The following is a 24745-nucleotide window of genomic DNA, read 5'->3' as shown; positions in this document are numbered from 1 at the left end:
TTTTCGCATGAAAAAAGACGCAACGGTTTCGTTGCGTCAATACGTGGCTTTAACGGCCGAAGCGCCGCCTAGCAATTGGGCGACTTTCATCGGATCGACCGTGTTACCGGCCGAACTCGGAGAGAACGAGTAACTACCTTTATGCACTTCAAAGTGTAAATGTGGACCTGACGAGTTGCCGGTGTTACCGATTTGGCCGATGCCTTCGGCTTGGCGTACTGTCTGCCCTTTCTTCACATCGATTTTGTGCATATGCGCGTACACTGTCGTCCATTTTTGACCGTCAAGATTGTGTTCGATTTTGACGTGTTTGCCGTATGGCCCACGCCCGCTCACTTCAATGACTTTACCATCTGCTGCCGCGTAAATCGGTGTCCCGACTTTCGCCGCGATATCGATTCCGTTATGGAACGTATAGCCGAACTGTCCGCTCGCAGGACCGAAGCCTTGGGAGAGTCGACCGTTCGCCGGCATCATGAACTTGTCAGGCGCCATCGCCGCATGCTGTTTCTTCAAATCGTTCAATTTGTTTGTTTGCGTCTTCATCTGTTCCGTAGCGGCTGCATAAGACGATTGCGTCTTTTCCTTTGACGCTATGACTTCTTCTTGCTGTGCCGTCAAGTCATCGAGCGTCTCTTTTGCCGTCGCCTTTTGGTCTAAGAGATCTTGTTGCTTTTTCTCAGATTCTGCCGCTTCGGCTTTCGCGCTCGGTAACACCGAAGATAATACTTGCTGGAATAGCGAGGCGTCTGCCGGGGCGAGCTCGTCACGATACGCGTCAATCTGCTTCGTCACGTCATCGATTTCCGCTTGGAGCGTTTGCGCTTTCGCTTCAATCTGTTCGATTTGTTGCTCGGCTTTGGCTACGGCTTGCTTCGATTGCTTTACTTCTTGCTCGGTTTTTTCAATCGATTTCGTCGTATTGAGAAGTGTTGCCGGAGTGATGTCGTTTGCCGACGCCGTCTGCGCACCGCTCAAGATGAACACACCGACGCCTGCCGTAATCATGAATTGTTTCAACATATATAAAGAAAACCTCCAAATGGGATCATTCATTAGCTATAAAAAGCTACATGCTCGAATATACCAATCCCACCTAAAAAGTTCAATATATGAACTATTTCATTTATATGTCGCTTTTATCACAGCACGAAACGATGGTTTCATAATCTTCATCAAAACTTCAAAACTTTATTTTTTCGCCCTCAGTACGATGACGACGATGGCGATTGCCGTAATGACAGTCATCGACGGGCCGCCGATAAGAAAAAGACGTGTCGTCAATGGGGACAAGTTGGTCGTCAAACCGAGGATTGTCAACAGATTGCTAACAATCAAGGCAATCATGAGCACCGGCAAGTAACGGATCATCCACGTTCGCCTCCTTGTTTCATCATTTCATATTGGGCGATCGCATCTTTGACGAAGCCGAGCGTTTCCGCGGCGCTTACGAATGCCGCCCGGTCCGACGTGAGCGTCAAATGGACCGGCTGTTTGGATGCGGCCGCCTGCAACAACCAGACAGCGTCCTCGTCCCGGCCGAACACATCGAGTAGGACCGCGTCCCGGAACAAGAGCGCCCCTTCACGCTCTCCTTCGGTGACACGGAAGAACGTCGCCTGTTGCTGGGTCGTGCGTACGTCGCGTTGCCAAATCGGACGATGGGCCCCGCTCGGATAATGGTGGTCAAACAGTTCGCTGATCGAAACCTCTTCAATCGTCGCCGACGAAGCGGTCACCGCAGCTTGGTAGTAGACGATTTCCCGAACGACCTCGTACCCGAGACGTTCGTAGAGACCGAGCGCTGCGTCATTGCCTTGAATGACTTCGAGCAACCGTGTCCCTTGTGCCTGTTCGTCAAAACGGCGCATCAACTCCTGCGCGATCCCGAGCTGACGATAACCTGGTGCCACGGCTAAGCCGCCACATCGCGTCACCCAGCCGGTCTCAAGTCGCGCGATTCCACTCAATAAGACGCCGACGGGTCGATCGTCAGCGTAGGCCACGATCGAGCGTGACGGTTGATTTTGATCGCGGACGAGAAAGACCGACTCAAACGTGGCTTCATCCATTTCAAAGCGAATCATATAGTCTGAAAATCCGTCCATGAACGCTGTATAAAGATCATGTAACGGTGGGTTTTGTCGATAGGTGATGTGATGAGCTGTCATCTGTTTATTCCTTTCCCGGTTGTTCGATATAATAAAAAAAGATACTGCATAAGGAGGAACGATGGCAATGATTCGATTAGAACCGCTCCATGCTATGCATTGGCCTGCTCTTGAAACGTTCTCACTTCCGCTCGAACAAGAGAAGTACACGACACTTCCACGTGACCTCGACGATCCGCTCCCGGAAGGCGTCTACCCGGTCGTGATCACAGCGGATAATCCGGTCGGGTTCTTTTTACTGCACGATACGGAACGGGTGACATCGTACACGGACAGCACGGACGCCTTGTTACTTTCCGCTTTTTCCATCGATTATAGATCACAGCGCAACGGTTACGCCAAGACCGCGCTAACCCTACTGCCAGACTATGTCCGTTCACGCTTTCCGACGATTCGGGAAGTCGTGCTCTCGGTCAATTTGAAGAATGAAGCAGCGTTCGCTTTATACGAACAAGTTGGCTTCACCGATACCGGGCGTCGCATCGACGGCCCCGTCGGTCTACAACGGATCATGTCGTTGCCGCTTCATGCCTCAACGGCGAAAGCACCAGATGAACAAGCCGCCAATCCCGAGGATAAGGATGACGTTCAATAGTTGCCAGACGACATCAATCATGGCGTCCCCCATCAATCCCGATTCTCACCTGTTGAAAGTATCGGTCCGGATGCGGGACGAGTTGTTGTTTCGTCAACGTGTACCGGGCCTCGCTCACGAGCGACGACGCGTCGAGTGACGCCACTTCTCCTGCGACGAGGGCAAAGAAGCGTTCACGATGGACCGTGACGATGTCTGCCACTTCATCCGATTCGAGCGTGAACGGTTCTCCGGCGTATGCGTAGACGTACGTGTGGGCAAATTCACGGTCAAGGAACGACTCCGTCTCGATCACATCCTCGTATACGCCGAGTGCGGTCAATTGATCAAGTGTCAGTTCGAGTCCGAGCTCCTCATGAATCTCCCGTACCCCATCGCGTACCGTCTCACCGGCCTCCAAATGGCCGGCCGCTGTAATGTCGAATCGACTCGGGAAATCCTGTTTCGTCGCGCTCCGCAGTTGGAGGAAGAGTTGGTCCCCTTCGATAATCCAACAGTGGAACGTCTCATGCCAATCGCCGTCGCGATGGACGTCAGCCCGTTGCTTTAAGCCGATTTTCTTGCGTCGTTCATCGACGACGGTGAGAAATTCAATCATCGTGTCACCCCATTCTCTAACAGTGTGATGGTACCGTTCGTCGCGTCGAGCTCGACGTCCACCCCGATTGGGAAAACATGTGACGGAAACGTGTGCCCGATGTCCACGTTCGTCATGATTGGAAATGTTATGTCTCCCAGCACCTCGAGTAACAATGATTCAAACGAAAACGTCGCCCCGCCCGTATCGAGGTGTTCATGTTTTCCAACGATCGTGCTGATGATTGCCTTTATTTCAGGATCTCGAATCATCGCGTTGATTTCGTCTGCACGCGCTTGAATCGACGCCGAACGATATCCTTCCGTCGTTTGTGCACACGCGCCTTCGATTACACGGAATTCCATTTGTCGCAATTGCTGAAGGCCACGTTCATAGCGCTCTGGAAAACGGACCGGAGCCGGAAAGGACGGTGTCATAACCCCTACCGTGTCCCCCGGTTGCAGTACGTTCAGTTTCTGTATGTTGTCATCTCACTCACACCTCTCTCTCCTCACTGTAGAGGTTTGACGTGGAGGCTGACAACCTATCTCAAAACAAATCCGGGTCTTCGGACAGCGTCCGAACTTTTCGGGCTTTGCGCACGCGGCTCGCCCAACCGAGTGCCGTAAAGAAAAAACCGCCACCGACGACGAGCGAAATCGTGAAGAGACCGATGACCACGCCGTTAAAACCATACCGTTCTCCACTGTAGACGAGAGCGAGCGGAGAGAACAAGAACGCTGTCAGTAGCATCGCAAGTCCTCCTAGAAGCTTTCGCCTCGGAAACCCAATCGTCCACCAGCCGAACGCCATCAATCCCAATACAACTCCTCCGACTATCCCGAATAGCACCATCGCTCTGCCTCCGCTTCATCATAAGTTGAATTATACATTCCGTACGAGTGAACCAAATTCCTGTAAACCTTCTCCAATTAGATTCACCGTTTCCGGGTAAATAAGGATTAGACACCATCGGAACGGGCTTTCATAGAGGAGGCACCCCATGAGCACGCGACTCATCTTTGCCCTCACCTTTATCGGGCTGTGTTTAGCAGTCTTTTTCTGGATTGGTACACTTGACGACCGTCGCATCGAAGGCCGAATCGAACAGATCAACACTCCTCAACTTATAATCGGGCATGATGACGACTCGGGCAGCGAGCTAAAAATGAGGACAGTCTGGATTAATGAAGAGACCGTCGTCACGGGATTAGCGAACGACGTGCAACAACTGCGGACCGGTCAACGCGTCACGATTGAACTCGTCCCGGACGGCAATTTAAATATCGCCGTCTCGATTCACGTCACATCCGAGTGAAACACGACCATTTTTTGAAAACGAGCATAGTTTTGTGTAAACGGTGGAATATGACAGAAGGTAGCAGAAAGGAGCGAATTGAATGATCTCAAATACATTATTGTCAGGAAAAGTCGCCTTCGTCACCGGAGCGGCATCCGGAATCGGTCGGGCCGCGGTCATCCGGTTCGTTCAGGCCGGCGCAAAAGTCGCCATCGTCGATTTGAAGTTAGAAGACGCCGAGCAACTCGCAAGCTTGATTGGAGAAGAGCGAGCGATCGGCATCAGCGCCGACGTGGCGAACGAGGAAGAAATGAAACGTGCCTACGAACAGACGATCGATCGCTTCGGACGACTCGACATCGTCTTCGCGAACGCCGGGCGCAACGGGACGATCACACCGATTGAACATTTGTCGCTTGAAGATTGGAACGGCGTCGTCGAGACGAACTTGACGGGCACGTTCTTGACAGTGAAACATGCCATCCCGCATTTGAAGGACCAGGGCGGTAGCGTCATCCTCACCTCGTCCATCAACGGGAACCGTTACTTTAAAAACTTTGGTTTTAGCGGCTATGCGACGACGAAAGCGGGTCAGACCGGGTTTGCCAAAATGGCGGCCGCCGAGCTCGCCCAGTTCGGGATTCGGGTCAACTCGATTTGTCCAGGTGCCATCGATACGAACATCGATGACTCGACGAACCGGGATGACGCGTTGCTCGCAGAAGTCGTCATCCCGATTGAATATCCGGAAGGCAACCAACCGCTCGCCGGAAAGTCCGGTTCCGCCAAACAAGTCGCGGACGTCGTCTTGTTCTTCGCGAGCAGTATGTCGAGCCACGTCACCGGTTCTGAAGTGTACGTCGACGGCGCGGAATCTTTACTATAACGATAAAGGTCGCCCCGCGGGGCGACCTTTATTTGAGGATCGGGCTTTTCATGACAGCTTTTTGATAAAACGGTTGGAAGCCGAGCCGCTCCATGTTGCGACCCGAAGTCGAGTCGACTTTCGTCGTCACCGTCACGTACTGACAACCGGACGCTTTCGCCTGGGCGATGCGTTCGAGAATCAATTGCGTCTGATAGCCTTTCCCGCGATAAGCCGGAATCGTGCTCGTCAGGAACAGCTCACCCATGCCGTCCTGAACGGCAAGGATGCCGCCCGCCACCGCATTGCCGCCTTCACGGACGAGAAACGCCTGATTTTCTGGTAACGCATAAAACCCTTTCGCCGTATCGACCGTCTCTTGCAAAATCGTCCCCGTCTCGGCGAAGCCAGCCGCGACGGCACGCGCCCATTCATTGACGTTGTCGGCATCGACCCGTTCGACTTCTTGGGCCGGGGCCGCCTCCATCTCCGTTACGTCCAACAGCCAGACGTCGAGAAAATGATCGAGCGTGTAGTTCCGTTCCTGGAGCAACCGGATGAGCGACATATCCGCGAGCGGACACACCTCGACGTGGAGCCGGGACACATTTTTTCCGCGCACCCACTTCTCCATCTGATGCAAATCATAAAAACTCGTCGGACGATTCAAGCCGAAGCCAACAGCAAAACTCATATTGCCCATCCGGAAGACGTGTCCTTTGTTTTCAACGATCAATTCTGAACCTTCATAGGGAGGGGTTTGTTTACGGTGCCGAATATAAGCAGACGTCCCTTCCGCTTTGATGCGTTCGATTCGTCTGGCCAATTCTAAGCGTTTCATCTCAATCCCTCCCTTTACTCTGTCTCGAGTGTAGCACATTTCATCTCGGAACAGATTGTGATTCCGTTACAGGTCCAGGACTATAACCGAACCTCGTCGACAACGAATGAAGAAGACCCTTCAATCTCTTCGATGAAATGTGACCCGAACAGCATCGCCGGCGTGAAACTGCCCGGGATGATATGCCCCGAATGAACGAGACGCTTGACGACGGCGAGCGCCCCGTTCACGGTGAAGGCATACGTGCTCGCCGTCTTGATCCGGACGATCACTTTTCGACCCGAGGCGTTCGTCGCCTCACCCCAGACGTGCGTCGAGGACCGCGCTCGCTCCGACTCGTCCGGTCCCGTCACATGTTCATCGACGTAGCGGAGCAGTTTCCCTTGTACCACGTCGCTGCCGAGAATCGGGCCGAACCACGCCAAAAGCCGCGCGCCATAGGCATAGACAGGCGGAACCGGCACCCACGTCGTGATGTTCGGGATGCCTGTCGTGTAGAAAGCTGTCGAGACGTCGCCCCACGGTATGGCGATGGCCGTCTTTTTCCCTCGTCCGAAGTCGATGTGACGCCGTTTCGCCCCAAGCAGGAATGGCGTCAATTCTCCATCTTTCCGCTCGGCACTGCTCGACCCGAGACCGCGGATGGCTGTTTTCAGCGTCCCGCGCGAGATGCCGGACGCCGCCGAGAAGCCAAGGGCGAGGTTCGTCGCGTCGGGCATGAGTTCTTTTAATTTTCGCGCCACGCAGTCGGTCGGGATGACGTCGAACCCGACACCAGAACAGAGCAACACGCCTGCTTCTTGTGCAAGTTTGGCCCGTTTTTTCGAGTGGATGTATTCGAACACCTCGATTTCCCCGGTAATATCGAGGTAATGTGTATGTGAAGCGAGACACGCCTCGACCATCGGCTGACTCGTATCGGTGAACGGACCGGCACAATGGAGCACGAGGTCGATATCTTTTAACGTCTCCGTCGCCTTGTCGACGGATAGACTAAAGATGCGTGTCTCACACCCGAGTTCTTGACCGAGCCGTTCGATCTCTTCGGCGCGTCTTCCGGCGAGCACCGGTGTCAATCCTTCCTTCACCGCTTGACGAGCAATCAGTTCGCCCGTATAACCGTTCGCGCCATAAATCATCCATTTCATCGTTGTTCCTCCTTCAATAATTATGTATCTTCTCTTCTTCCCTTCTTTCACAGACGATACACGACAGCAATCCAATTGAAAAGAACACAAAGAAACCAGCCCCATGAAAAGGCTGGTCGATCGATCTATTAGTTGTTTGCAGCTTCGATGGCTTCTGCCGCTTTGGCACGGACCGACTGCATAGCTTCTGTCCATGGGACGAGCTGGTCGAGCATATCGTTCACTGATTGAACTTGAACGTCTTTCGGTGCGAAGTGCGTCCCGTTCTCGAAGTCTGTGAAGAGCGAGAGCGCCGGGTGGACACGGACGTGGGCGATTAAGAGTTCGCTCAACACGCCGCGTAAATGTTCCGTCGCACGCGCGCCGCCGACCGAACCGTATGAGACGATTCCGGCTGCTTTGTTATGCCATTCGTCGCGTAAGTAATCGAGAGCGTTTTTGAGCGCGCCTGTGATCGAGTGGTTGTATTCTTGGACGATGAAAACGAAACCGTCCATCTCTGCGATTTTCTCAGACCATGCCGCGGCACCTGTTACGTCGCCGCCTGGTTCGCCGAGAAGCGGGAGGCTGTAGTCTGCGATATCGATGATTTCATAGTTCGCGTCACCGCGTTTGTTCGCGATTTCTTTCACCCATGCTCCGACTTGCGGGCTGACGCGTCCTTCACGAGTCGATCCGAGTACGATTCCAATTTTCAACATGTTAGTTCCTCCTTGTGAGTTGGCTGGTTCTTCTTGTTTACCGAACAAACGATTGAATAAGCTCATTTCATTCCCTCATATTCTTTCTCAAACGTTTTTGTACTTCTGACCGTATCGATCGGTCGAACCATCGCTTCAATCTGTTCCCGCTTCGGTTCTAAGAACGGCGGGAGTGACAATTTCTCACCGACCGTCTCATACGGCTCATCACCCATGAACCCTGGTCCGTCGGTTGCCCATTCGAACAGGATTTGCGGCGCGACCCGTGCGTAAGACGATTCGAAGAAGAAGCGGTCGACGTAACCTGACGTCGGTAACCCGAACTGTTGCAATCGTGCCGTCCATTCATCGAGGACACTGCGGTCATCGACACGGAAAGCGACGTGGTGCACCGTTCCGAACCCTTGGCGCGCGACTGGTGACGTCTCGTCATGAATGACGACGACTTGCGCCCCGTTTCCACCCTCACCTCCTTCAAAGAGATGCGCATCGCCTTCTTGTCCGATTTGTTCGAACAACATGACTTGCTCCATCACTTGTTTGAAATACGTAAAGTCCGCGATGCGGATAAAGATTGGACCGAGGCCCGTGATGGCGTACTCAAGTGGCACCGGGCCATTTTTCCACGGTTCGCCTGACGCGACGCCGACGTTAAACTCATCTGAGATGAGCTGGTACGCCTGTTCGTCGAAGTCAACGAACGAAAGCGTCTTCTTGCCGAACTGCTCGGCGATGCCTTCATGCTTCACGCCGAGGCGGTCGAAGCGACGTTCCCAATACGTGAGCGCCTCATCGGTCGGGACACGGAACGACGTCTTGGCTATCTCGTTCGTCCCATGCACGCCTTTTGGGATGCCAGGGAAATCAAAGAACGTCATATCTGTCCCGGCGCTGCCTTTGTCATCGGCGAAAAATAAGTGGTACGTCTGAATGTCGTCTTGGTTGACCGTCTTTTTGACGAGACGCATTCCAAGGACGTTCGTGAAGAAATCGTAGTTCTTTTCGGCGCTGCTCGTAATCGCCGTCACGTGGTGAATTCCTTTTACATGATTCATCGTAATCGCTCCTTCAAAATCTTGATTTCGAGATAATTAATTAAAATTTTTTGACGCTTCGGCGCGTTTGCCAATCGTCTTCAATTGAGTAATCGTGTCTGCTAAATCGAGTCCGTCGAACAGATCTTCCATCCGTTGTTCATGAGCTGGAAAGATGCGCGACATGAGGGCGTCACCTTCATCAGTTAGCGCCGCATACGTAACGCGCCGGTCGCTCGGACATGCTTTGCGAATCAAGTATCCTTTCGCTTCGAGCCGGTCGACGATGTACGTCATGCTCCCGCTCGTCAATAATACCTTTTTACCGATCATTTGAATCGGTTGGTCACCTTTATGGTACAGCAGTTCAAGCACCGAGAACTCGGTCGGATTCAGTCCGTAATCGGCGACTTCGTGCTTGACCACGTCTTGAATCGATTGCGAGGCTCGAAGCAACACTGTGATGGCTTTTAAGGTTTTCCGTTCTTCCATGTGTTCCCCTCCTTTGCTGAGAGAAAACAATACTTTAAATTTAAATATCTTTAATTCGAGATAAATATAACACGAGGAAAAGCGTCGGTCAATCCATTTGCCTGCAAAAAAAAAACAGATGACGGAATGTCATCTGTTCACATACGGCGAACGACCGCCCTCTCCTGCCCGAAGCGATTGCCTTCATCGACAAAGCCCAAGCGTTCATATACTCGATGCACGCCCATGTTATCAGGATGATAGCCGACGACGATCGGTTCGGTGCCGAGTCGTCCCCCGTCGGTTATAGCAAGGAAATCGCGTTCGGTTCCATGTACGTCTGTTACGCGTCACTCAACGTGAGCTGACAACACGTATAGCAGTTTTGGTCTGTGATTGGTTGCAGTGTGATCATTCGGTTCTCCTTAGTCATACGTCTCGTCCAAGTTACGCGCGTAAAACGCGATGGCGCGACGATACCGTTTGATGCTGTCATCCGGATTCGGGTTTGCGAGCAGTTCGAGCAACGTGCCGGTCGCTTCACTGTGACGTCCGAGGTTGTAACGGGTCATCGCTTGGAACGCTTTGAGCGCCCCGATGTCCGGAAACTGTTCAATCGCTTTCGTGAACAACGCTTCGGCATCCTCGTAGCGGCCGAGCGCCCGGTACGTGCTGCCGAGCCCGATGTATGTCTCCCGTAACTCGTCTCCGGCGAGGCCGAGGCGAATCGCCCGTTCGTAGTGTGGGACAGCTTGTCGCTCTTCCCCAAGTGCGTCATAACACCAGGCGCAATGGGCGTGCAGGCGCGGATTCTTCTCGTCTTGACGCAGCAACACGAGGAGCAGTTGTTTGGCACGTTCGAGCTCCCCGTTCTCCCGGAGGCGAATCGCCTCGTCGAGTCCTTTCTCTTCCGTACGGACCGGCACTTGCAAGTCGCTCAACTCATCGAGCCACGTCTGCAGTGCTTCGTAAAACCGGCCGACGTGCACCCCGTCGACGAGGGCATGGTGAGCTTGGACGGAGAGTGGGATCATCATTCGGTCACCCGTTGCCGTGAACTTTCCCCAGGCGATGCGTGGGACGCTATCGTGCTTCTCGTCGTTGATCGGATGGCTGATACTCGTGAACGACACCCACGGCACACTCGTGATGAAGAGCAAATCATCCGACTCCTCGTCTCCGACGTAGACGTTTCGCTTCGCCTCCTCCATTCGTGCCGCAACAGTTTCCATAAACGCGGGGAACGACTCTTTGAACGAGACGGTACAAAAGTTGAACACGTCCCCGTCCATCATGACGGTGAACGACGGATGGACGACGTCATGCTCGACGACGGTCTCTCCGCGCATCCGGTATCGAAACTCTGGAATCGTGTTCGCCGTCTTGACCACGCCGTACAAGAACAGCTTGAAAAACGATTGTCCGGTTGTCTTCGCATGCGTATGTAATTTTGTGACGTCGAGCGTCGCCGTCACGTTAAAGTGCGGGGCGGCGAACGCCTTGAAAAACTCGTAATGCTTCTTTCGTGGCCACGTATCGATGTCAATCTGTCTCATAATTGATCCCCCTGCGGTTTTCTTTCACTGTATCAAAGGAAGCCGCGCGTTCAAAGCATTTGCTTCAATGTCTCGTAATGCCCTTGTGCAAGGTCAAAGTAGACGAAGTCGTTTCGTTCGATCCGCTTGAGCGTCTCTTCAAAATCGTGCCATCCTTTCGCAACGAGCTCCGGCGTCAACTCGCCAGTCAGCCTCGCTTCTTCAAACTCGTCCTCGTCTTTCCGGACGACATCCCCGTTCGGGAAGACCAAGATGTCGAGCAACAAGTCGTCCATATAGGGAATTCCGTCCTCATAGCCAATCGCCTCGACGATATCGATGTACCACTGGACGATGTGGCCCGTGTCATTAAACATGACCGTCACTCCGAACGGTTCATTGTCCGGGAAATATTGGAGCCACGCATAGCCGACGTCGGCCACGATGAATTCCTCTCCGTTATGTTGCTTATACTGCGGGGCCCGGACCGCATCGATTTGAAACAAGGCGACCGTCCCTGAGAAATGTTCGTCATGGACGTCCATCTGGGCATAGCGGTGCTCAAGAATCCGCTCCCAGTCCCGTCGATTGGCAAATTTTCGTTTTGGCATCGTAATCGCTCCTTCATAGCTCGTTTGCTTTAACAGTTCGCCAAAATCCGACAGTTCCCTGTTCAGTCGTACAGATTCTGTTCAGTGAACCTGACCGCCTCACGCCTTACTACACCCCCAACGAAAACGTGTATAGGTTCTCATCCGTTTCCATCCATGCTACGCTTCTTCATAATAGGTAAAATTTGTATGATTAAAGGGTGAGCAGCATTACACGTTTATTTATATTCGGGTTGGGCCTACTGTTACTCGCAGGCTGTACCGATCCAATCGAAAAGCCGGTCATTCCAGCGGATTCGAACGAACCTGGGCCAGAAATCATGAGCGAATGGACACGGGAGGACTTCAAGGACGTCTTCGACCAACACGAAGTCGCCGAAAAATTACTTGAAACCCTCGAGGCGAACGGACTCACGCCATTTCGTGAGACGTTCGAACGGGTCGTCATTACTGGTAACGGCATCCACCACACTTATGCAGACGTCTATCCGTTCCAACTCGACGATGGAACGTACGCCACGGTGTATGAAGACGAGGACGGGTGGATTGCGAACGGGACGGAAGCGATTGCGCCGCTCTTTTGGCAAGAAACGTCGTTCTTACAGTTCGTCGAGGAAATCGAGAAACGGAAATATGGGACGAGCGCCCCACCGGAAGACGTCACGTTGACACAAGATGTGTTTCAATCAATCTATAATCGGCATGCCTATACGTCTGCGCTCATCGTCGAGCTCGACGAATGGGGCGTATCAATCGCCCGCGAGCCGCTTGAGGATGTCATTATCGCCGGGGACGGCGTGACCGAAGTTACCGCGGATTTAATCGTCTTTGAAGTCGAGGATGGTTACGCCATCGTCTATGACCGAGACGGTGAAATCTTCAAAGGACCGGAATCGATCGCTCCGCTGTTTTGGAACGAAACGGATTACAACCATCTGCTTGAGAACATTCATACCCGGTGACTTCGGGGTTCATCCCATCTTCTAAAGGAGGACATCCCATGGCTTTCGCCTATTCCTTATATCCATATTCGGTTGATACTATTCTGTATATGTTGCTAGGAGCGACTGCCGTCGTCAGCCTTTGTATCGGCCTACTCGTCAAGCGCGTCTTCCGAAGTCGCATCGGCGCCTACGCTACAACGATGTCGCTCAGTTTTGTCGGGCTCATGCTTTCACTCAATTGGTTCCTGTCGGCGGCTGCCACTGTGTTCATGGGCACAATCCCATGGCTTCTAAACATCGGCTTCTCGTTTCTTTTATACGTTCTTTTCAGTGGCATCGTCTATTTCGTAATCCGGCCACGATTGAAGGAACTGTTGCTGTAACGATATGGTATACTCCATATAATAAACGACCACTAGGGGAGCCTTCGGGCTGAGACGGCAAACGCCGGACCCTTTGAACCTGATCTGGCTCATACCAGCGTAGGGAAGTGGCATGGGATTCGTCTGTTCCACGCCACTTTTCCTTTTGGAGAAGTGGCGTTTTCATTTTGAAAGGAGACTGATCCATGCGTATTCAACAACTCACTTGGATGGCAATGCTCGTCGCCATCGCCATCATCGGCTCACTGTTCATCTCAATTCCGACCGGAGTCGCCCGGGCTTTCCCCATCCAACATATGGTGAACGTCATCGCGGCTGTTACCGTCGGCCCGCTCGGTGCCGTCCTCGTCGCCTTTGTGACCGGACTCGTACGGGTCATGACCGGTACCGGCTCCCTACTCGCGTTCCCTGGCGGCATGATTGGTGCACTTCTCGCCGGAATCTTCTATATGAAGACGAACCGCGTCGCCTTCGCCGCAATCGGTGAAGTGATTGGCACAGGGGTCATCGCCTCGCTCATCGCCGTGCCTTACGCGAAAATCTTGATGGGGTCTGAGTTCGGCGCGTTCTTCTTTTTCCCGGCCTTTCTCGCTTCGAGCGTGACCGGCGCCTTACTCGGCTGGATTGTGCTCGCTCGCGTTAAGCAATTGCGTCCTGCTCTCAAACAATAATTGAGTCGTTTGGCCTCTCCTTTCCATTCAAAACAATGGTAAAATAAGGGTATATCATTCGGAAGGAGTGCCTGGATTGACTCGATTACAGTTAGGGCTGATTGGAGCGACTGCTCTTGTGATCACCGCCCTTTTATTTACGTTAGAGCGTATCGCGGCGTATACGCGTTGGCACGCCTTGGTCGCTACAGGCGTTTGGCCTGAGGAACCGACCGTCATGGATCTGTTGGCGCAAAATTGGTTCATCCCGCTCTTCGGCTTCATCGCCATCATCTGTTTCTTCATGGCCGGGAATTCGGTTAAAGCGACCACAACGAAAACAGGGACGACCGCCTCATGACGGTTGTCCCTGTTTGACGTGATACACCCAAATCGCTTCTCCGTTCCATTCGTCGATGCGGCCGCTATCGACGAATCCACCTCGCTGATAAAACCGCTTCGCCGGTTCATTTGCCGCGTGTAAACTGAGGACAATGTCATCCACGTCGAATCGGTCTTGAATGAAGATGAGTGCCAACTGTAGAAAGCAAGCTCCGAGCCCCTTTCCCTGTTCACGCGCATCCATCATAAAACGGTCGAGCCACACGTAGCGGTCGATTTTGTTCTCCGCCCCAATCATCATGAAGCCAACCGGTCGTTCGTCGAGACAAAGCGCATAGCACTGCCACGCGTATTTGACGTCGACTTCCATCTCGCGAAGCGATTCCGCATTCGTTTCGATGAAGCGGGACTGCTCCGCAGCGACGGTCAAGCCGATGACGGCGTCCCGGTTCGTGTTATCAACCGGTTGAATCGTTAACACTTCCGTATCCATCCTTTCGCCTCCCCGGTATCCTATACGCCCTTTGCCCATGAAAAGTTCCGTTTCCAATATGGATTCGCTAAACTAAAAGAAAGGAGTGATACGATGAAACAAATCCACCATCTCTGCATCCAAACGCCCGACTATGAGGCGTCCAAACGATTCTATGAAGCGCTTGGATTCGAACTCGTTCAGGAATCGCCTGACTTTCATACACGGGCGTTCAATAGCTGGCTCAAGCTCAGCGACTTTTATATCGAGCTCCAGACGGCAAAAGTCGACGAGACGTTGACCCCCTATTCGAAACACGTGGCCGGCCCTGTCCATTTCGCTCTGTACGTAGACGACCTCGAAACAGAAGTGCGACGGCTCGAGGCGCTCGATGTACCGTTCTTACCGAAACAGGGCGGCAACATCTACTTCGTCGTCGACGGCTATTTAAGCAAATTAAAAGCCCCGGAAGGCACGATCATCGAACTTCGGGACTCGTTTTTAATCAAGTGAGGCGACGCGCCTCACTTTTTTTGTACACCGTGATGTTTTTGGCCACTTGAAAACAGGAACACTTAACCAACTTGGTTTTCTTGGAGGCAACGCATGAAATATCTCGATTATTGGACTTACTTGATTCTCTCGCTCCTCAAGCTCTATTTATTCAGCGTGCTGACGACGAGTGCATTCACATTCCACTTCTTCCTCGTCAACGTCGGCATGATCCTCATGATGACGAGCTGGGCATTACTCGTTCGACCGAACGTTCGCAGATGGATCCTCCTCGCCTCGCTATTTTTACATAGCACCTTGCTCATCTCGGACGCTTGGTATTACCGCTATTTCGGAAACGTCTTGTCGGTCGCGCTCTTGTCAGATGCCGGCCAGATGGGTGACGTCGGCGGTGGATTCTTGACGTTGATTCAGGCGACCGATTTCCTCTTTTTCGCCGACTTACTCGTTTTTGGGGCAATCGTGATGTATCGAAAACGGCACCCCGTTCGAGAGACGAGAGGACTTCGTGCGGCTGGTCTCGGTTTGTTAGCCGGACTTATGCTGTATAGCGTTCCGCTTATTGTCAATTATCCACCGGACGACCGGACGGCCATCTCGAACATGCGTGAGTACTATAAATACGGATTTTGGGGTTATCACGGCTTAGACGCCGCGCGTGGCCTCCGTGACGGGGCTGGACTCGGGACGGCGGTGACCGACGTCGACCAATCCAACGTCGCCGCCTTGTCTTCCGCGACCGTGAGCGCCTCGTCCGACACGAACGTCATCGTCGTCCAACTCGAGTCGTTTCAAGCGTCTGTGATTGGCCAAGTCATCAACGGTCAAGACGTGACACCGAGTTTGAACGCGCTCCGCGACGAGATGCTTTATTTCCCGAACGTCTATCACCAGACACATGAGGGCCGGACGTCGGATGCGGAGTTCACCGTCAACACGTCGCTCTACCCGGTCAAGTCGGGATCTGTCTACACCCAGTACGCCGACCACACGTTCGACGCCTTGCCTAAACGATTGAAAGCAGCCGGTTACGACACGGCGGCGATGCATGCGTTTGATAAGACGTTCTGGAATCGGGATAACTTTTACGACAATATCGGCTTCAATCACTTCTTCTCCGCAGAGGACTACCCAGACGGTGAGGTGATCGGCATGGCGCTCAACGACCAAGACTTCTTGACGGAGTCCGTCCGTTTCATGGAGACGCTCGAGCAGCCATTCTATTCGTTCGTCGTCGCCTTGACGAGCCATACGCCGTATGACATCCCGGACCGTGAGAAACGGCTCGACTTGTCCGGCTATGACGACCCGCTCCTCCAAAACTATTATCACACCGTCCACTATGTCGATACGGCCGTCGGGTTGATGGTCGACACGTTGAAGACGAACGGCATGTGGGACGACACGCTCGTCGTGTTTTACGGCGACCACGACAACGGGTTGACCGCCCCCGGCGACGAGATGGCCGAGAAAGAAGGGGCCATGTCCGTCACCGAGGTCTTTACGCTCGACCGGGCAGTACCGCTCTATATCAAACCGGCCGGGCTCGCGCGTGGCGAGGTGATGCAAGCGAGCGGCGGTCAACTCGACTTCGCCCCGACCATCCTCGAGTTGCTCGGGATGACGCCCGGCTATATGCTCGGAAGTTCGCTTCTCGATGACGAGCCCAACTTGACCGTGTTCCGAAACGGCTCGTTCCGTTACGACGATGTCTACTTCGACCCGGATTTGACGAAGCCGTTCGGGGCCGGCACGTGTTATGCAATCGATTCAGGAGACCCGCTCCCGTTCGACGCCTGCGCGCCGTATATTGACGAAGCGGCCGACCAGTTACGCCTTTCCGACATCATCGTCGAAAAAGACGCCTTATCCGCCCTTACACAAACCGACAAACAAGCCGCCCCGGACTAATCGGGACGGCTTGTTTTTAGTAGACTTTCCGGAGCGTCGCCACATCGATCTTTTTCATCGGCAAAAACGCCTCGGTCACGCGCGCCAACTGCTCCTTTGTTCCGGTCATCAACATCTCTTCCATCTCCCACGGCACGATTTGCCAGGAGACGCCATAGCGGTCCTTAAGCCAGCCGCACTGTTCCGCTTCCGGGACGGCCGACAGCTTCTCCCAATAGTCATCAATCTCGGCTTGCGACTCACAAAACGCGATCAGCGACTGCATCTCATTGAACGCGAACTGATGGTCCTCCGCACTGTCCATGGCGACAAACTCGCGGCCGGACAAGACGAAGCGGGCGTAATTGAGCTTCCCTTCCAACTCCGGACCGTCTGTCGCCTCGTAACGGATCAGATGGTCTTCGAGCACGTACGAATCCGGGAAGATTGAAATCCAGTCGTTCATGGCCACCTCAGCGCGGCCGAACACGTCCCCGACGAACAACAGGCACGGGGTCACGGTCTGAATATCCATCCCGCCGCTATGCATAATTTGCCAGGAGACACCGTGCTTGTCCTTCAACCAGCCGTAGCGCTCGCTGAAGTCATACGTGTCGAGCGGCATAAGCACCTCTGCTCCATCTATAAGCTCGCTCCACAGTGTCTCCACCTCTTCCGACGTCGGGAACGTGACCATATACGAGATGGACGGATTTCGCTCCTTCAACGGACCGGCCCCGAGCAGTTGACAGAACTGTCCCGCCAGCGAGACGGTCACAACCGTCGTCTCGCCTGATGGCGTGTCCGTCAGTTTCGTCGTATAGTCGACGAATGAATCGGGAAACTTCGACACGTACCATTCCGCAATTGCCTCGACGTCGCCTTCAAACCAAATGCACGGGATTATCGATTGGGTAATCATCGGATGGACTCCTTTCAGATTTCACGCAGACGATACACGTCACGGACAGCGAGCAGCGTCTCGGCTTGTTTTCGGTACGCTTGATAATGGTCGGAGTTGATATGTGCGTCGAGTGCCGCCTCGTCCCGGTACGTCTCATAGAACACGAACGTGCCCGGTTCATCGATTGACTCATGGAGCACATACGTCAAACATCCTTCTTCTTGTCTCGACGGGGGGATGACCTCGTTGAGCGCTTGCCGTAGCGCCTCTTCTTTTCCTGGATGTGCCTTCAAAATAGCGGTGATCGTAATAGCCATACGCGATTCCTCCTCATTTTAGGACTGACGCAAAACTGTTCCCGTTTTGGAAGAGATGTATACGCAAATGGACACGCCTATTTGTAAAGGCGTGTCCATCGTTTAGACGAGTTCGTTCGCAATCTCGTTCAGTTCTTCAATTTGATCTTTCAACGAAGCTAACGCTTCTTGCTGTGACATCGTCAGCACATGAACGTCTTGACTGCTCACTTCGAGCGCCGTCATCAATGCCGTCATGTCACCCGTCACTTGATGAACTTTGTTCAATTCTGAAACGACAACTTGGAGCTGGAGTGATGTCTCATCGACTGTCCTAGCGACCGTATCTGTCGTTTGAATCATAGAAAGAATCGATGTCCCGCTCTTACGGACTTGTTCTTCCTGCGTCGACAAACGTTCTGTGCTGCCATCGATGGCACGTTCCGTCACTTGTACCTCCTGCATGACGAGTTGGATAATGTCATTGATTTGAGATGAGGCTTGGGCCGTTTGTGCCGATAAATTTCGAATCTCAGTCGCGACGACGGCAAATCCTTTTCCGTGTTCCCCCGCTCGCGCTGCCTCAATTGAAGCGTTGAGCGACAGTAGGTTCGTCTGAGACGAAATCTGCTGGATCGTGCCCGTGATAGTCCGGACCTCTTGGAATCGCTCGGTCAATCCTTTAAACGCCTGATTCACTTCGCCGATACTTAAGTTCAGTTCAGCAAGCGACCGTTCTGTCGAGTCCATATTTTCATGTGACATTTGGGCATCTTGTAGGACACCGTTCACTTGTGATGTTGTGTCTTGAAGCTGTTGTTGCATTCGCTCAAATGCCTGTACGGTTGACTGAATTTGCGAGGCGACGTTTTGAATCAAACCTGCTTGTTCAGACGTTTGTTTCGTCATCGAATCAATTTGTGCCGTGACTTGTTCCGACGCATTCGTGACAGAATCGACGGAATCATTCATTGTAAATACCGCACCATGAAGCGTTGTCGCACTCGCTGTCGTCTTCGCCATGGTGAGTTCCACCTCACTCGCATGCTGTTCTGCTTGTTGTTGTTGGGCGAACGTCTCATGTAATAATTTTGCACCGAAGAAGGAGACAAAGTAGGCGCCAGATAACGCCATCGTGAGCACAGTGAACCAAATCACGAGGTCAACTGGCGTGGTAAATGAAAAACGGCCTATCCCGACAGCTGCAATTGATATGAGTAAACTGAGAACACTACCGTACAACACAAGATGACGATTCAAATACATCAACATCAATATAATATATAAAAAGACGATGTTTTGAATCGCCGCACCGGGCAAGGTATAAATAATCGCTGAAGCAGCGATATACATGAGTGTGACCAGACCGTACTTCAACCAAGGCTTTTCTACGTAAAAGCGATAACCGAGCCACGTTCCAATCTGAATAATTGTCCCTGTCATAATAAAACTAATGGCATCCTGTCCAGCAAGCTCACCCAGCCAATACAAAATTCCCATGATCGGATAAGAGAGGAAAAATAAAATGATTAACATCCGCGATACGAGTAACGAACTCATTTTTTCAAAATGATTCACCATGATTGTTGCCTTCTTTCAAGAAAAGTAAGAGTCTATATATATTTCGGTGCGTGATGTGAACATGTTTAGTCCATTTTTCGCAATTTTCTTCATATTGACTCAACAAATAAAAATAGGACAACAAATACCAGCAACCGCTGCGTTTGTTGTCCTAGAAATACATGACGAATGGTACTTATTTATTTTCATCTTTCGATTTGAATGGCCACCATACCCCGTCCCCGAACGATACGGTGATCGCAGGGATAAGGAGCGGCAACACGATCAATCCGTATAGTAACAGTCCGGTGATGACGATCGTCGCGATTTGAACGAGACTGAGCACGCCCGACGGAATCATCGCCCCGAACGTACCCGCGAGGATGACGGCGGCGGTCATGATGACTGTCCCCATCTTCGTCATCGAGTGGACGAGTGCGTCACGTACCGTCATGCCGCTAATCGTTTCTTCCCGGAATCGATCGAGAAGGAAAATCGAGTAGTCGATGCCGAGTGCAATCAACATGACGAATCCGAAGAACGGAACGGCCCAACTGATCCCGTCATAGCCAAGTCCTTCGACGAAGATGAGCTCTGTGATGGCCGCTGACGTGTAATACGTCAACAAGAGCGAGCCAATCATATAGAGCGGCATAATCATCGAACGGAACAGCATCGCCATGACGACAAAGAGCGTCACGAGCATGATGGCGACCGTTCGGTTGAAGTCGTTCGTCGACGTCGTGTTCAAGTCACTATTGATACTCGAAATGCCGGCATAACCAATCGTAGCCGCTTCAAACGGGGTATCTATGACGAGGCGGTCCATCGTCTCTTTCACCGTTTCGACCGTATCGATTGCTTCTGGTGAGTACGGATCCATGTCGAGTACGACTTCGAGTTGCGTCGCGGTCCCATCATCGAACACGTAACGGTCGATGGCCGGTGCGAACGTATCGGACGTCAATGTCCCTTCCGGTAAATAGACGCCTGTGTCACGTAAACTATCCGCCTCACTAAGTGCCGATAAGAAAGACACGGCCTCGCCTAATCCCGCTTCAATTTGGGACAAGCCAGCGTTGGCTTCACCGACTCCGGTGGCGAGCTGAGACAGGCCGACCCCAAGTTCTCCAACTTGCGCACCTTGTGCCGTTAAAGCCGAGGCAGCTTCATTGATCCCGGCCTCGATTTGTCCGAGTCCGACGGAGACTTGGCCGAGACCGGCTACCGTCGCTGGAATGTTTTGTGTGACCGTCAAGCCTTGTCCGATGAGACCAAGCTGGGCGTTCAATTGACCCAGCCCTGCCGCTGCTTCCGCAAGTGGCGCCCCCGCGTTCGAGGCTCCAGCTGGCAGCTGAGCGACAACGGCGTCAAGACCGGTTTGTACTTGCGCGAGGCCATCTTGGACGTCACCGAGGCCTGTCTCCGCTTCCGCCAGCCCTTCACTTACTTGTTCAAGCTGAGTATCGACGTAGAAGTCATCGATGACGTCACCGGTCGGACGTGTCACCGAACGGACGCCGCTCACCCCATCGATTTTTTCAAGTTCACTCGAGAACTTCTCGATATACGGAATCTCCGCTTCAGAGAGCGCGCCATCTTGTTTCAAAATGACTTGAACCGGGAGTGACTCGCCTTTCCCGAACCCTTCTGAAATTAAATTGAGCCCTTTGACCGAGTCATAGTCATCTCCAATCTCATCGACTGTATTGAATGACCGAGCGTCATCGTACGTGAACAAGACAGGCACGGTAATTGCGGCGACGACGAGAATCGAGATGAACGGACGGTTGACCGATAGCCGACTAAAGGTGGCCCAAAGACGACTGTCGTGATGTTCGCCCGCTTTCTTCGATGGCCAAAACAAGCGATGTTTGAGCGTTGCCATAAAGAACGGGACGACGGTGAACAAAACAAGAAGTAAGACCGCAATCCCGACGGCGACCGCGACGGCCGATTTAAAAATCGGGAAATCGGCAAAACCGATCGAGGCGAAACCGACGAACACGGCGAGCCCGCTAATGAGAACCGTCCGACCGGCCGTCTTATACGTGTTGACGATTGCGTCTTCAATCGTGTGACCGGCCCCGAGCTCTTCTTTATACCGACTGAGGAGCAAGATGCAGTAGTCCGTGCCAATCCCGAACAGAATCGCCACGAGGAAAATCTGCGTGTAGTTCGAGACCGGGAAGCCGAACCAATCGACGAAGAACGCGACGAACGATTGGCTGAGAAGGTACGTGAAGCCGACCGCGATGAGCGGGATGAACGGTGTCACGATGGAGCGGAAAACGACGAGGAGCAAGCTGAAAATCAAGACGACGGTGATGATTTCCGTTTTCTTCAAGCCTTCCTGCGCACTCAAGTTCACATCGTTATTGATAATCTCTTCTCCAGTGATGTACACCGTCTCATCTTTGGGTAAGACGTTCATTCGTACATCATCTGCGAAGGCGTTGATGGCCTCCATCGAACCTTCGACCGTGATTGGGACGAGCACGATGCGCGCATCTTCTGAAACGAGCTGTGCTTTGGTCTCTTCATTCTCGAACGGGTCGAGGACGTCCTTGACGACATCGTCGCGCGTTTCGATGTCACGGATGACCCGGGAAATATCAGCCCGTTCGGCCTCCCCAAGCGAGTCAAATTCGTAGACGAGTGAAATCGTTTTGTCACTCTTCCCGGCAGCGGTCAAGATGTCTTGGGCCCGTTGCGAGTCCATGTCTTCAGCGAGTTGGAAGCTTCCGGCCTCTTCGGCCTGCTTTGTTAAGTTAGGTGCCGCAATAAACAAGCCGGCTGTTAAGACGATGAGACCGATCAAGATCCCCCAGCGCCATTGGATGATTTTATGCACGTGTTATTCCTCCCTAATTCGAAGCAGCTGTATGATTTTCCGGAACGTCCGGACGAACTGTTCGATTTCTGTCTCTTCGATGTTGCCGTCGAGTAACGATTCGACATAACGGTAGACGGCCGCATCCGCCTCTTCGACGACCCGACGACCGGATTCGGTCAACTCGATCAACCGCTCGCGCTGGTCATGCCCGCGTCGACTGACGACGAGCTCTTTGTCGACGAGCTTTTTTAAACGGTTGGAGACGGCGCTCTTATGAACTCCTTGTTTCTCAGCCAACTGGCCGGCTTGAATCGGACCGAACTGTTCGAGCAGCTTGAGTAGCTGCAGTTGTTCCCGCGAATAGTCATGCCAGACGTCCCCGTCCATTGCCTCGATGACATGCTCCGCACCTTGGAACATGACCTCTTCGAACAACTGGACGGCTTCCCGCATCAATTCTTTCATTTTGGTTTACCCCCTAAACTAGATAAAGATAGTTTATGCCCTAAACTAGATGACGTCAAATTTAAAAGTCGCCCAGACGTTCGTCTAGTCGACCCTACATCGGATTCACCTAATTCACGTGACGAGCGCCTCCCGCTCTCGCGACGCCCGTGCGAAGACACGCTTCAACTCATCGAACCGGTCCAGTAAGTACTGTTTTTCTTCGAGTCCCCACTCACGTTCAAACGGGTACAGTTCATGCTCGTTCATCATCGCGACGTCATCGCGCGCTTTCAGCGCATCTTGCTCGATATATTGAAGCCGCGCGGACAAGTCTTCCACTTCCCCCGGCGTCAAATAAGCGATGCCCATCTCCTCGTCGGTAACGTCGCTACCGAATACGGCCTTGCCGAGCGAATGGCGGTCAATCTCATCCAAATCGGTCGCTCCGGTCAATAAAAAGTAAAGGCCATGCCACGCCTGATCGATATCCGTCTGCCGTTCCTCATCTTCCAACAGTTACTCGAAGCGCTCCGGCTCTTGAAGCAGTCCGGTCAACTCTTCATCCGATACCCGCATGGATGCACCAACCATCCCCATGTCTGATTTCCCCTCTCCCATTCGTATGTCGGACTATTCGGTACGGCCATGAAAAAAAACCTTCCGAAGAAGGTTTAACGCATCGCTTCCGCGACGCGGAGTCCTGAGACGTATGCACTCTCAAATCGCGTTCGACCTGATACGTCGTCCGGCTCGAGAAAGACGTCACCGGCCAAGAAAATCGACTCGTCACGCAATCGATAGTAGGGCCCGTTCCAGACGTCGGTCGCCTGCGCATAGCGCCACCGTTTCAACTGTCTCGATTGAATCACCGTCGACTCCGTCACCGTTTGCAACAGGCGCTCAATCTCACGAAGCGTGTCTTCGTCCGCTCGTTCATACCACTCCTCGCTCCACGACTCGTCCATATAGACGCTGACGAGTTCGGTCACCGAGATGCCTTTTTGGCGGTTGTTGATGACTTTCAAGATACCCGGCGCCAAGTCTGTATCGAGAATCCCGTCCGGACCGATGCGAGTATCGCTTGCCAATTCGAACAAACCGACAAACGTCGGGGCGTACGTCAATTCACGTAACGCCGCATCGACCGGAAAATCTGCGAGCAAGTCGAGCGTCTGCGGGAGCGGCGACGTGATGAGGAGACGGTCATACTGTCGCGTCGTCACATCCGTCTTGACACTGACCTGACCATCTCGGGTCGTGACCGTCTCGACTCGCTCGTTCAAATGGACGGTCAACCCGTCGGCCAAACGTTTGGCCAAGGCGTTCATCCCGTCGACGGCGACGTAGCGTGGATACGGATCGGCGTACCAGACGTTCACCCAACCTTTCATCTGCCAGTCAGCGACATCTTGTTTGAGTTCTTCCCCGCGTACGGTGAAATAGACCGCCCCGTGATCGGCTTTCCCTTCCCCAATTCGTCTTGTCGCCAAACGTCCCCCGACACTCCGGCTCTTTTCAATCAGTTCCACTGTATGACCGTGGCGGGTGAGGTCGCGTGCTGCGACAATCCCGCTCAGGCCGGCTCCGATAATACCGATGTTCATGTTCATTCCTCCTTCTGTCAGGAAAATTGTATCATGGCCGAGGACTCATACGCCG

30 protein-coding genes and 1 riboswitch are annotated in these 24745 nt (G+C 52.9%); of the genes, 9 read left to right on the top strand and 21 right to left on the bottom strand.

The annotated features are described in order from the left end of the window. Positions 1-36 precede the first annotated feature (36 nt). From KB235_RS02775 to KB235_RS02765, 3 genes are all read right to left on the bottom strand, one after another. Positions 37-1023 (bottom strand): peptidoglycan DD-metalloendopeptidase family protein, encoded by a 987-nt coding sequence (locus KB235_RS02775; protein ID WP_211780312.1) that lies wholly within the window; start codon positions 1021-1023, stop codon positions 37-39. 168 nt (positions 1024-1191) lie between these two features. Then, the gene (locus tag KB235_RS02770) at positions 1192-1371 is read right to left on the bottom strand and encodes a hypothetical protein (RefSeq protein WP_211780311.1); all 180 of its coding nucleotides are present in this window, start codon (positions 1369-1371) and stop codon (positions 1192-1194) included. Next, positions 1368-2171, bottom strand: a complete 804-nt coding sequence (locus tag KB235_RS02765; RefSeq protein WP_211780310.1) for a GNAT family N-acetyltransferase — start codon at positions 2169-2171, stop codon at positions 1368-1370. The genes KB235_RS02770 and KB235_RS02765 overlap by 4 nt, the downstream gene beginning before the upstream one ends. A 67-nt stretch (positions 2172-2238) precedes the next feature. Here KB235_RS02765 and KB235_RS02760 point away from each other — a divergent pair, with 67 nt between their 5' ends. Further along, a complete protein-coding gene (locus tag KB235_RS02760; protein WP_338032653.1) occupies positions 2239-2766 on the top strand; it encodes a GNAT family N-acetyltransferase in 528 nt (175 codons plus the stop codon). Positions 2767-2779: 13 nt separating this feature from the next. On the opposite strand, the gene KB235_RS02755 is transcribed toward KB235_RS02760, so the two are convergent. The 3 genes from KB235_RS02755 to KB235_RS02745 form a co-directional block, all read right to left on the bottom strand. Further along, the gene (locus KB235_RS02755) at positions 2780-3364 is read right to left on the bottom strand and encodes an NUDIX hydrolase (protein WP_211780308.1); all 585 of its coding nucleotides are present in this window, start codon (positions 3362-3364) and stop codon (positions 2780-2782) included. Beyond that, positions 3361-3780, bottom strand: coding sequence for an LD-carboxypeptidase (locus KB235_RS02750; RefSeq protein WP_211780307.1), 420 nt, complete (start codon positions 3778-3780; stop codon positions 3361-3363). The genes KB235_RS02755 and KB235_RS02750 overlap by 4 nt, the downstream gene beginning before the upstream one ends. A 112-nt stretch (positions 3781-3892) precedes the next feature. Continuing rightward, the gene (locus tag KB235_RS02745; protein WP_211780306.1) at positions 3893-4096 is read right to left on the bottom strand and encodes a hypothetical protein; all 204 of its coding nucleotides are present in this window, start codon (positions 4094-4096) and stop codon (positions 3893-3895) included. Between the two features lie 250 nt (positions 4097-4346). Here KB235_RS02745 and KB235_RS02740 point away from each other — a divergent pair, with 250 nt between their 5' ends. Continuing rightward, positions 4347-4661, top strand: a complete 315-nt coding sequence (locus KB235_RS02740) for a hypothetical protein (protein WP_211780305.1) — start codon at positions 4347-4349, stop codon at positions 4659-4661. A gap of 82 nt (positions 4662-4743) precedes the next feature. Beyond that, on the top strand, positions 4744-5529 hold the full coding sequence (locus KB235_RS02735; RefSeq protein ID WP_211780304.1) for an SDR family oxidoreductase: 786 nt from the start codon (positions 4744-4746) through the stop codon (positions 5527-5529). Positions 5530-5557: 28 nt separating this feature from the next. Here KB235_RS02735 and KB235_RS02730 read toward each other — a convergent pair whose 3' ends face one another. The 7 genes from KB235_RS02730 to KB235_RS02700 all read right to left on the bottom strand — a co-directional run bounded on the left by KB235_RS02730 (position 5558) and on the right by KB235_RS02700 (position 11849). Continuing rightward, positions 5558-6349 (bottom strand): GNAT family N-acetyltransferase, encoded by a 792-nt coding sequence (locus KB235_RS02730; RefSeq protein ID WP_034807842.1) that lies wholly within the window; start codon positions 6347-6349, stop codon positions 5558-5560. Positions 6350-6429: 80 nt separating this feature from the next. Beyond that, on the bottom strand, positions 6430-7497 hold the full coding sequence (locus KB235_RS02725; RefSeq protein WP_211780303.1) for a saccharopine dehydrogenase family protein: 1068 nt from the start codon (positions 7495-7497) through the stop codon (positions 6430-6432). A gap of 128 nt (positions 7498-7625) precedes the next feature. Further along, on the bottom strand, positions 7626-8264 hold the full coding sequence (locus tag KB235_RS02720) for an NADPH-dependent FMN reductase (protein ID WP_211780302.1): 639 nt from the start codon (positions 8262-8264) through the stop codon (positions 7626-7628). After that, positions 8261-9253 (bottom strand): ring-cleaving dioxygenase, encoded by a 993-nt coding sequence (locus KB235_RS02715; RefSeq protein ID WP_211780301.1) that lies wholly within the window; start codon positions 9251-9253, stop codon positions 8261-8263. The genes KB235_RS02720 and KB235_RS02715 overlap by 4 nt, the downstream gene beginning before the upstream one ends. Before the next feature lie 36 nt (positions 9254-9289). Further along, a complete protein-coding gene (locus KB235_RS02710) occupies positions 9290-9724 on the bottom strand; it encodes a MarR family winged helix-turn-helix transcriptional regulator (RefSeq protein WP_211780300.1) in 435 nt (144 codons plus the stop codon). 404 nt (positions 9725-10128) lie between these two features. Then, positions 10129-11259 carry a tetratricopeptide repeat protein gene (locus KB235_RS02705; RefSeq protein WP_211780299.1) on the bottom strand — a complete coding sequence of 377 codons (1131 nt, stop codon included), beginning with the start codon at positions 11257-11259 and terminating at the stop codon, positions 10129-10131. A 50-nt stretch (positions 11260-11309) separates the two neighbouring features. Then, positions 11310-11849, bottom strand: a complete 540-nt coding sequence (locus KB235_RS02700) for a ribonuclease FAU-1 family protein (protein WP_211780298.1) — start codon at positions 11847-11849, stop codon at positions 11310-11312. 200 nt (positions 11850-12049) lie between these two features. Here KB235_RS02700 and KB235_RS02695 point away from each other — a divergent pair, with 200 nt between their 5' ends. The 4 genes from KB235_RS02695 (at position 12050) to KB235_RS02680 (ending at position 14187) form a co-directional block, all read left to right on the top strand. Beyond that, the gene (locus KB235_RS02695) at positions 12050-12811 is read left to right on the top strand and encodes a hypothetical protein (RefSeq protein WP_246514302.1); all 762 of its coding nucleotides are present in this window, start codon (positions 12050-12052) and stop codon (positions 12809-12811) included. Positions 12812-12849: 38 nt separating this feature from the next. After that, on the top strand, positions 12850-13176 hold the full coding sequence (locus KB235_RS02690; RefSeq protein ID WP_211780297.1) for a hypothetical protein: 327 nt from the start codon (positions 12850-12852) through the stop codon (positions 13174-13176). Between the two features lie 24 nt (positions 13177-13200). Beyond that, positions 13201-13299: riboswitch (TPP riboswitch) on the top strand. A gap of 62 nt (positions 13300-13361) precedes the next feature. Next, positions 13362-13847 (top strand): energy coupling factor transporter S component ThiW, encoded by a 486-nt coding sequence (gene thiW, locus KB235_RS02685; protein ID WP_034808099.1) that lies wholly within the window; start codon positions 13362-13364, stop codon positions 13845-13847. A gap of 76 nt (positions 13848-13923) precedes the next feature. Then, a complete protein-coding gene (locus tag KB235_RS02680) occupies positions 13924-14187 on the top strand; it encodes a hypothetical protein (RefSeq protein ID WP_211780296.1) in 264 nt (87 codons plus the stop codon). On the opposite strand, the gene KB235_RS02675 is transcribed toward KB235_RS02680, so the two are convergent. Further along, positions 14182-14661, bottom strand: coding sequence for a GNAT family N-acetyltransferase (locus KB235_RS02675; protein ID WP_211780295.1), 480 nt, complete (start codon positions 14659-14661; stop codon positions 14182-14184). The genes KB235_RS02680 and KB235_RS02675 overlap by 6 nt on opposite strands. A gap of 93 nt (positions 14662-14754) precedes the next feature. Here KB235_RS02675 and KB235_RS02670 point away from each other — a divergent pair, with 93 nt between their 5' ends. After that, complete coding sequence (locus KB235_RS02670) at positions 14755-15153, top strand: VOC family protein (RefSeq protein WP_211780294.1); 399 nt, start codon at positions 14755-14757, stop codon at positions 15151-15153. A 93-nt stretch (positions 15154-15246) separates the two neighbouring features. Further along, positions 15247-17064, top strand: a complete 1818-nt coding sequence (locus KB235_RS02665; RefSeq protein WP_211780293.1) for an LTA synthase family protein — start codon at positions 15247-15249, stop codon at positions 17062-17064. 16 nt (positions 17065-17080) lie between these two features. Here the strand turns inward: KB235_RS02665 and KB235_RS02660 are convergent, their stop codons facing one another. The 7 genes from KB235_RS02660 to KB235_RS02630 form a co-directional block, all read right to left on the bottom strand. Further along, complete coding sequence (locus tag KB235_RS02660; protein WP_211780292.1) at positions 17081-17965, bottom strand: VOC family protein; 885 nt, start codon at positions 17963-17965, stop codon at positions 17081-17083. A gap of 14 nt (positions 17966-17979) precedes the next feature. Next, on the bottom strand, positions 17980-18264 hold the full coding sequence (locus KB235_RS02655; RefSeq protein ID WP_211780291.1) for a putative quinol monooxygenase: 285 nt from the start codon (positions 18262-18264) through the stop codon (positions 17980-17982). Positions 18265-18366: 102 nt separating this feature from the next. Continuing rightward, positions 18367-19686, bottom strand: coding sequence for a methyl-accepting chemotaxis protein (locus KB235_RS02650; RefSeq protein WP_211780290.1), 1320 nt, complete (start codon positions 19684-19686; stop codon positions 18367-18369). A 313-nt stretch (positions 19687-19999) separates the two neighbouring features. Beyond that, positions 20000-22657: an MMPL family transporter gene (locus KB235_RS02645; RefSeq protein WP_211780289.1), complete on the bottom strand. Its 2658-nt coding sequence runs from the start codon at positions 22655-22657 to the stop codon at positions 20000-20002. A 3-nt stretch (positions 22658-22660) separates the two neighbouring features. Then, a complete protein-coding gene (locus tag KB235_RS02640; RefSeq protein WP_114166741.1) occupies positions 22661-23104 on the bottom strand; it encodes a MarR family winged helix-turn-helix transcriptional regulator in 444 nt (147 codons plus the stop codon). 114 nt (positions 23105-23218) lie between these two features. Further along, positions 23219-23599, bottom strand: a complete 381-nt coding sequence (locus KB235_RS02635; protein WP_211780288.1) for a DUF1877 family protein — start codon at positions 23597-23599, stop codon at positions 23219-23221. A 158-nt stretch (positions 23600-23757) separates the two neighbouring features. Beyond that, on the bottom strand, positions 23758-24690 hold the full coding sequence (locus KB235_RS02630; protein ID WP_246514300.1) for an NAD(P)/FAD-dependent oxidoreductase: 933 nt from the start codon (positions 24688-24690) through the stop codon (positions 23758-23760). Between the last annotated feature and the right edge of the window lie 55 nt (positions 24691-24745).

The sequence above is a fragment of the Exiguobacterium alkaliphilum genome (assembly GCF_018138125.1).
GTDB lineage: Bacteria > Bacillota > Bacilli > Exiguobacteriales > Exiguobacteriaceae > Exiguobacterium > Exiguobacterium alkaliphilum.
The sequence above is the reverse complement of the archived record's forward strand: the minus strand, read 5'-3'. Positions and strand labels throughout refer to the sequence as shown.